The organism is Novosphingobium sp. PhB57 (genome assembly GCF_004342985.1).
Taxonomy (GTDB): domain Bacteria; phylum Pseudomonadota; class Alphaproteobacteria; order Sphingomonadales; family Sphingomonadaceae; genus Novosphingobium.
The window spans coordinates 124,451-132,035 of sequence record NZ_SMBO01000009.1 but is presented as its reverse complement, the minus strand read 5'-3'; the positions used below and the strand labels follow the sequence as shown (position 1 = coordinate 132,035).

The window sequence follows — 7,585 nt, the reverse complement described above, 5'->3', positions numbered from 1 at the left end:
GCTCCCCGCTTTCTTGCGATGGGGGAACAAGCTGTCCGTCTCTGCTGGCGACCGCTGCAAGACCGTGTGGTCCGCTGCGGTGAGAGGCCCTCTAAAAGCACCCCGTGATTCGGTCAAACACTAATTTCAAAAAAACGACATACTCGCCAAAAACCACCGCCCGCCGCCGCCTTCCCTCTCCCCTCGTGCAACGATTAGCCCGGCGGCGTCTGGACAGCCGCCGGGCCTGGTTCCCCTATCCGCGCAAGCGGGCTTCCGAGAGGTCCAACTCGCGGGTCAGCTTGCGCATCGTCTCGCTGCCGACCTCGCGTGCGCGGATCAGTTCCGCCAATGCGGCACGCTCCGCCTTTACGCCAACCATGCGGAAATCGCGGAAAAGGCGCTCCTGCTCGCGCGTCGCGATCTTCTCCTCCTCGCCGAGACCCTCGATCCGCTCGCGGTAGAGGTCCATGACGCGGCCGCCTGCCGCCGAATAGCGATCGGCATCGCCGTGGCTTTCTGCAAGCCGGTGCTGATGGCGCTCGATCGCCTTGATCGCGGCCTCCGCGGTCCTGACACGGGCGGCATCCTCCTCGGCCTGCTTGGACGGCTCGCCCGGCATGGTCAGCCCCTTGAGCAGGACCGGCAAGGCTATGCTGGCGACGACCAGAGACACGATAATCACGCCGGCCGCCAGGAAGATCGCCAGATCACGCGCCGGGAACGGCGTTCCGTCGTTCAAGGCAAGCGGCAGCGTGAGTACGCCTGCCAGCGTGATTGCGCCGCGTACACCGGCGAAGGACATGGCCGCGACCAGCCGCCAATTGGGGCTGCGCACGGTCGCTGCCACGTTTCCGCCATTCCCTTCGGCATGACGCTTGCGCAGGATCGTGAACTTGAACGAGAGCCACACCCAGGCGAAACGCAGCGCCGCAAGGCCCAGCACGATCGCGACGACATAGAGCGCGAGCCAGCCCGGCTCCGTATGGCCGGTGACCGCCACGGTCAGCTTGGCTTCGGCGAGAATGCCGGGAAGCTGCTCACCCAGCAGCACGAAGATGATGCCGTTCAGCGTGAACTGGATGGTGTCCCATACAGAATTTCGGCGCATGCGCGTGACGGCCATGGCTTCGCGCGAAATCTCGGCAAAGGTCATGGTCACGCCGGCACTGACGGCGGCAAGGATGCCCGAGGCGTGGAAATGCTCGGCCAGCATATAGGAACCGAAAGGTATCAGCAGGCTGACGAGGATCTGCGAGCCGGTATCCTCTCCCCAGCGGCGCGTGACCCACGCCTTGGCGCGCGAAACGACCAGAGTGACGGCGACGCCGATCACCAGGCCCGCACCGGCAACCCAGAGGAAGTTGAGCGCGGCGCCGCCGGCGGAGAACGTGCCCGTCAGCGCGGCTGCTACGGCGAAACGCAGGCAGACGAGGCCGGAGGCGTCGTTGAGCAGCGATTCCCCTTCGAGAATGTGCATCATGCGCTTGGGGATCGGCACGCGCGCGGCAATGGCCGAGACGGCGATCGGGTCGGTAGGCGAGACGACGGCGGCAAGCGCGAAAGCCACGGCCAGCGGCATGGCCGGGATCATCCAGTTGATGAAGAGACCCATGCCGATGACTGTCGTCAGGACGAGGCCCAGCGCCAGTTCCACCACGGTGGAAACGTCCTTGAACAATTCGTCCTTTGGGATGCGCCAGCCGTCCAGGAACAGCAGGGGCGGCAGGAACAGCAGCAGGAACAGTTCGGGATCGAGGGACACGCTATAGGAGGTCGAGAGACCGATCACGCAGCCGAGCAGGATCTGCACGAGAGGCGTAGGGACCGACCAGGGCAGCATGCGCGATATCGCGCCGCTCACCACTACCGCTAGCAAAAGGAAAAGTACGACCGAAACTGATTCCAAACCTTGGCTCCTTCCATGTCTTCACACGCCATGTTTTCTCGTAAGGGACCATGGGGGCCCGGGCAAAGGATTGCAAATCCTGCATCCGTCATTTTTGCCGTGAATTCGCCCAGGGAAACCGTTTGAAACAGAATCGGATGCGTCGGCACGGTCTCGACGGGTCTTGCGCACGCACCCTGAGGCTGGAAAGATGACATTTCGGTGTCCCCGCCGGCCGTTCGGCCGCGGCCCCTCGAAACGAAAGCGAGCAGTGACGAAGACCGCCCTGATCATCCGACACGTCCCTTACGAAGGCGTCGCGGGCTATCGCATGCCCATCGAGGCGGCCGGATATGACGTCGACCGCATCGACGTGACCGACCCGGCATTTGCCGCGCTGGATCTGCGCGAACCGGACCTGCTCATCATGATGGGCGGCCCCATGGGCATCTACGAGCAGGACCGGCACCCCTGGATTGCCTGCCAGATGCGCCGCCTTGCACTCAGGCTCGATGCCGCGCGGCCGACGCTGGGCGTCTGCTTCGGCGCCCAGATGATAGCCGCAGCGATGGGGGCAGAGGTCTTTGCCGGGCCGCACAAGGAAGTGGGCTTTCACAGCATCTCGGTGCATGACAACGCCATCGACGGCCCCTTGCGGCATATTGCCGGTGTGCCGGTGCTCCATTGGCACGGCGACACGTTCACCCTGCCCGCCGATGTCGAGCTGCTCGCATCCAGCCATCTCTATGCCCACCAGGCGTTCCGGCGCGGCAGCAATATCCTGGCGCTCCAGTTCCATGCCGAGATGGGGCTGGACCCGCGCTTCGATGCCTGGATCGAACAGTGGCCGGAATCGGTGATCGAGGCCGGCGGAGACGAAGCCTCGCTGCGCGCCGCGCATGACCGCCTTGGCCCTGCCGCGGTTGCGGCCGGACAGGCGATGATCGCGGAGTGGCTCGAAGGGCTGCGTTGAGGCCGAGGAACGCCGGTCAGACTTTCGTGGCTTTCTGCTCCAGCAGAATACGGCGAATCTCCCGGCTACGGGCGGAAAATCCGCGGTGCTCGAAGAGCCCCAGCGGCGGATCGGCCAGGCACGAAGCCAGGGTCAGCGCGGTCTCCAGGCCCGGCCGGCGCAATTGCAGATCCCGCCGCCAGCGCTGGAAAGCCACGCGCCAGCCGCGTTCGCCGATGGTCACGCGCACGCCCAGCCACGCCGCCAGCGTGTCCAACTGCACCGCTAGAGCACGCCGGGCGCGTCCGGGCGGGAACAGGGCGGCAAGTTCGCCGCCGTCCAGCCCGCCCTCTTCCTCCGCAAGCCTGGCCATGTCCACAAGGTGGCGCAAATCGATCCGGCCGCGCCAATAGTCGGCTTCCTGCAATTGGTCGTGGAGCACGAAAAGCGCCGTGAGCGCCGCGGGGGACGGCATTGCGGCGGTACCCGTGCCGATGGCAAAGGGGCTGCAGGCATCGACAAGCCACTGCAAATTCCGTCCCCTGCCGATGCGCTTGAGGCGGTAGTGCAAGTCCAGCCCGCCGACGTCACGCTCTCGGCCCAGGTTGGCGCCCTGGCCCGGGCTCGTTTCCGTGGGACCGTCGAGCCGGCGGTAGCCGATGGCTTCCAGTGCGGCGAAGGCGCGCGGGCCCTCGTCTTCGCGAACCATGAGGTCCAGGTCGGTCAGCAGGCGGTCGTCACATTCCGGTCCGCGGCGCGCGAGCAAGGCGGCGCCCTTGAGCAGTACCGGGACGATGCCTTCTGCAGCCAGCGCCGCGACCGCCTCGGTCAGTTGCCCATGCATCATGCGGTTGCGCGCCGCGGTTCGCTCGGCAATGACGTGTAGCATCCCGGCGGCCTCGGGCGGAACGCGGGCGTCCTGCCCCCGCAGCGCCCCGGCCAGGGCCGGCGTGACGAGCGTGCGATTGGCAAGGCCCAGCACCCCTTCCCAATCGGTCGAAGGCGGTATGCGGCCCTTCAGGCATGCGCACAGATCCAGGAAGGCCGCATGGTCGCGGGAGCGGTTCGCCATTCAGTTCCGGCAGGGCCGGAAAGCGCGACGTCCCGGCATCGGCGCGCCGCGAACGGGATCGTTCGCGAACGTCGCGGCGCGGAATGGCGCGCTTCGCAGCCTCCTCTGGGCGGAACGATGGTCCCGCCTAGGCAAGCAGCGCCTCGATCAGGGGTAGTGCCGCTTCGGCCTCGGCATAGTGAAGCGTGCAGGTATCGGCATTGTCCACCATCCGCGCAAGACCGCGCATCTGCGCGGCCGTGCAGCGCCCCTCGCGCACGAAGCCTTCCTCCAGCAGCCGGCCGAGGCAGTCGATCGGGGATTGGGGAACGAGCCCAGCGGCACGGCCGTCCTCCCGGCGCAGATCGACGATGGCGGCAACGCGCTGCCATGCCGGAGCGACAGGCGACGGCAGCGGCGCATAACGCAGCCATTGCCCGTCGGCACGAAGCACGGGCGGCAATGCGGCAAGGCCGGGCAGAACGGCGGCGAGGCGATCCCAGCTACCGCTCTTGACCGTCAGCGGCAAAGGCACGCCCATCACCAACCCGCTGCGCGGATCGAACAGGACGATATCGTCTCCCGCCAGCCCGAGCGGACCGGTCGAGACGGCGGCCATGGTCGCCAAAGTCGACTTTCCAGCGCCCGGCGCGCCGATCAACAGCACAGCGCCGCTGTCGGGGCCGTGCGGCGAAACGAGGCAGGCGGCATGAAGGGCCACATATCCCGGCTGCTCCAGCACGAGATCGACGATGGCGCCGCGCAGCACCGGCGCCGCGGCATCGCGGGCAGCAAGCGTCCCGGCCTGTTCGTCGAAAATGCCGGCAAGTTCGTCCGGGCCGTGCCCCATGGCTTCCACGGTGACGCGGGCGGCGGAATCGATCTCCGCGGCACCGGCCTCCGCTGCATCCAGGGCCGGTAAATGCGCATAGGCGGCAGCGAGTTCGCGGCCCCATGCCCCCTCGGGAAAGTGTACCAAGATGTCCCGTCCGCCGGCGCGCAGCTGGACCAGATGGCCCTGCACGTCGGACGGTCCGAAGTCGGCGGCCATGACCCGCTGGGCGCTCCAGGCAACCACGAGGGCGTCGACCTCGCCAGCGGACATGCCCATGGTCTCGTGCAGTTCATGGCGCAGATCGGCAAGGCCGATGCCATCCGCCAGGAGCGCCACAAGCATTCCGGCCGAACCGTTGAGCGCGTTCAGGCGCTGGGTCGCCTCTATGAAAAGGACCGGGCGATCGGCGATGACCAGCGGAACCACCCCGTCCGCCAGGCGCAGGAGCGGACCCCCGGCCTGCTCCTTCCCATCTGGCACGACCTCATCCGGCACGACATCCCCGGCCGTCTGCGTTCCAGACGCCATGCCCCCGTGCATCGCGGCGCCCTCCCCCGGTTGGTTTCGGCCTCGATCCCCGCGAACCTGTCAGGCGCGCAGGTTTTCGAGGCCGAAGACGATCAGTGGCCCGTACCCTTGCCGGCACCGTCCTTGCCCTTGGGCGTAACGCCCTCGGACTTGGGCAGGCTGGCTTCGGCACTCACCGATCCGGCATGGGTATCCCCCGTGCCGGGAACGCCGGTGTCCTTCGGACCCGAGCCCGAACCGCCGCCATCCTTGACGCTGCCGCCATCTCCGGTGGAACCGCCGCTGCCCGAGCCGCCGCCCGGCGTGCTGCCGGAACCGCCGCCGCTCGAAGACCCGCCGCTGCCACCGCCGCCGCCGCCGCCACCGCCCGACTTCGCAATCGCCGTCGAGGTCAGGGACGTCGACAGGAGCATCGTCATCGCCGGGGGTACGAGAAGCGAATACTTCCCACAGGCGGCAAGAAAGGACCGCCGGTCGTTTTGGCCGAGTTCGGCCAGTTTTTCCTCCGCAAGCTTCATGTATTCGACTCCTCGCCAAGTCTTCCGAAGTTACATGAGTCGCAGGGGCCAGAAAGCGGCAATCTGGACCTGACGGTGACACCTATCCCGATGCCACGGCCGTCGAATCCAAATGGGGCAGGCCACTACCTCCAACGCGCCGCTTACAGGCTACCAAGGACTTAGGGCTTTTTGGACAAGGCGTGCCGGCGTGCCTGTAACACCCCTGTTTCCGGCCCAGAATCATGGTGTGAAATCACGGCGTGAATCAGGCCGTGACCTAGAGCAGCGGGCTGACCAGGCGCGCGCCGTTTTCCACGAAACGCCGCATCCGCGACCGCGCGCGCCATTCCGCCAGGGTCAGTTCGTCACTGCCGGCGATGTAGTTCTTCTGGATCCGCGCCAGATCCTCGATCCCCGGCCGGTCGAGAAGGAGCAGGCTGACTTCCTCGTTGAGCTGGAAAGAGCGCACATCGACATTGCTGGAGCCGACGATGCCCAGGCTCTCGTCTATCCGCACCGCCTTGGCGTGCAGCAGGAAACCGCGATAGCGGTGGATGCGCACTCCGTGCGACAGCAGTTCGTCGTAGTAGGACGACTGGGCCAGGTTCACCAGCAGCTGGTCCACCACCTCGGACACGACGATATGCACTTCCACCCCGCGCAGGACGGCCGTGATCAGCGCGCCCAGCAGCCCCTCGTCCGGGATGAAGTAAGGCGTGACCAGCACGATCTCGCGCTCTGCCCGGGCCACCTGCCAGGTCAGCAGGGTCAGGAACCCCTCCAGCGGATAGTTCGCGCCGCTCGGCAGGACCTGAAGGATGGAATCGCCCGCGGGAGCCGGCAAGGCGAGTGCCGGTTCCAGCATCTCCTCGGTCTCCATGAACCAGTCCGACACGAAGATCGCCGACATCGCCGCGACGGCCGGGCCGGTGACGCGCGCCACGAGTTCGCGGTTGGTCACGCCCGGGCGGAAATCCTTGGCGACGATGTTGAGCGAACCGGCGTAGCCGATCTTTCCGTCGATCAGGAACAGCTTGCGGTGGTTGCGCATGTCGCGCCGGGTGCGCCCCCGGATCAGGCGGAACGGCAGCATCCGGCGCACGCGGACGCCCTGTCCGCGCAGCGCCAGCAAAGTGCCCTTGAGCCAGCGATAGGAGCCGACCGGATCGACCAGGACATGGCAGGGCACGCCGCGATCGACCGCCCGGCCCAGTGCAGCGATCACCCTGCCGGCCGTGGCGTCATCAGCAAAGATGTAGGAAAGCAGCCGCACATGCTCGTTCGCCGCGTCGATATCGGCAACCAGCCGCGCGATCACCGCGTCATAGTCGTCCAGAAGCTGCACCGCATTGCCGCCCACGGCGGGCAAGTGGCCCAGCCGGCCCGCCAGTTCGACCACTTCGGCCGGGACAAGCGCGGCACCCGGCGCATCGCGCGCCATGCGCCCGGCGGCATCGCGGAAGAAGCCGCGCAGGCTCTCGAAGCGCTCGACGCGCCAAGCGGGGAAGCGCGGACTGCCGATCGCGGTGAAAAGCAGCAGTCCGGGCACCGGCAGGAAGAAGATCAGCAGCAGCCAGCTCGCCGCCGCCGCAGGCGAGCGCCGCAGCGGCACGACCGCCAGCATCGTCAGCCGAATGCCCCACTCGACGATGTAGTAGGCCTCGCCGAGAGTGGGCAGCGTGATCATGCGCGGAAGTCTTGGGCAATCTCCGCATGATGCGCAAGGGCGTTCCCCGTCCTGCGTGCCGTTGCACGATATGGCGAACAGCCGAATTCGCCCGGGCAATCAGATCGCCGCGCCTGTCGATAATCCGCGCGTTCGGTCGTAGAGGGGATGCAGCTTCATCGACGC

Annotated in this window: 6 protein-coding genes; 1 reads left to right on the top strand and 5 read right to left on the bottom strand. The window is 66.9% G+C overall.

All coding sequences use genetic code 11. The features are described from left to right. Window positions 1-235 precede the first annotated feature (235 nt). Entirely contained in the window at window positions 236-1,888 is a 1,653-nt protein-coding gene (locus EDF58_RS21775; RefSeq protein WP_132269391.1) for a Na+/H+ antiporter, read from the bottom strand. A gap of 250 nt (window positions 1,889-2,138) precedes the next feature. On the opposite strand from EDF58_RS21775, the gene EDF58_RS21770 reads away from it, so the two are divergent. Beyond that, the gene (locus EDF58_RS21770; RefSeq protein WP_279388336.1) at window positions 2,139-2,840 is read left to right on the top strand and encodes a glutamine amidotransferase; all 702 of its coding nucleotides are present in this window, start codon (window positions 2,139-2,141) and stop codon (window positions 2,838-2,840) included. A 16-nt stretch (window positions 2,841-2,856) separates the two neighbouring features. On the opposite strand, the gene EDF58_RS21765 is transcribed toward EDF58_RS21770, so the two are convergent. From EDF58_RS21765 to cls, 4 genes are all read right to left on the bottom strand, one after another. After that, entirely contained in the window at window positions 2,857-3,891 is a 1,035-nt protein-coding gene (locus EDF58_RS21765; protein ID WP_132269388.1) for a nucleotidyltransferase family protein, read from the bottom strand. A 127-nt stretch (window positions 3,892-4,018) separates the two neighbouring features. Next, window positions 4,019-5,233 carry a hypothetical protein gene (locus EDF58_RS21760; protein ID WP_132269386.1) on the bottom strand — a complete coding sequence of 405 codons (1,215 nt, stop codon included), beginning with the start codon at window positions 5,231-5,233 and terminating at the stop codon, window positions 4,019-4,021. A gap of 92 nt (window positions 5,234-5,325) precedes the next feature. Next, window positions 5,326-5,751: a hypothetical protein gene (locus EDF58_RS21755; protein WP_132269384.1), complete on the bottom strand. Its 426-nt coding sequence runs from the start codon at window positions 5,749-5,751 to the stop codon at window positions 5,326-5,328. A 259-nt stretch (window positions 5,752-6,010) separates the two neighbouring features. After that, a complete protein-coding gene (gene cls / locus EDF58_RS21750; protein WP_132269382.1) occupies window positions 6,011-7,420 on the bottom strand; it encodes a cardiolipin synthase in 1,410 nt (469 codons plus the stop codon). Between the last annotated feature and the right edge of the window lie 165 nt (window positions 7,421-7,585).

Bases quoted from the DNA above. Each gene is read 5' to 3' on its own strand.
- EDF58_RS21765 (WP_132269388.1), bottom strand. From the start codon at position 3,891: ATGGCGAACCGCTCCCGCGACCATGCGGCCTTCCTGGATCTGTGCGCA.
- EDF58_RS21760 (WP_132269386.1), bottom strand. From the start codon at position 5,233: ATGGCGTCTGGAACGCAGACGGCCGGGGATGTCGTGCCGGATGAGGTC.
- EDF58_RS21755 (WP_132269384.1), bottom strand. From the start codon at position 5,751: ATGAAGCTTGCGGAGGAAAAACTGGCCGAACTCGGCCAAAACGACCGG.
- cls (WP_132269382.1), bottom strand. From the start codon at position 7,420: ATGATCACGCTGCCCACTCTCGGCGAGGCCTACTACATCGTCGAGTGG.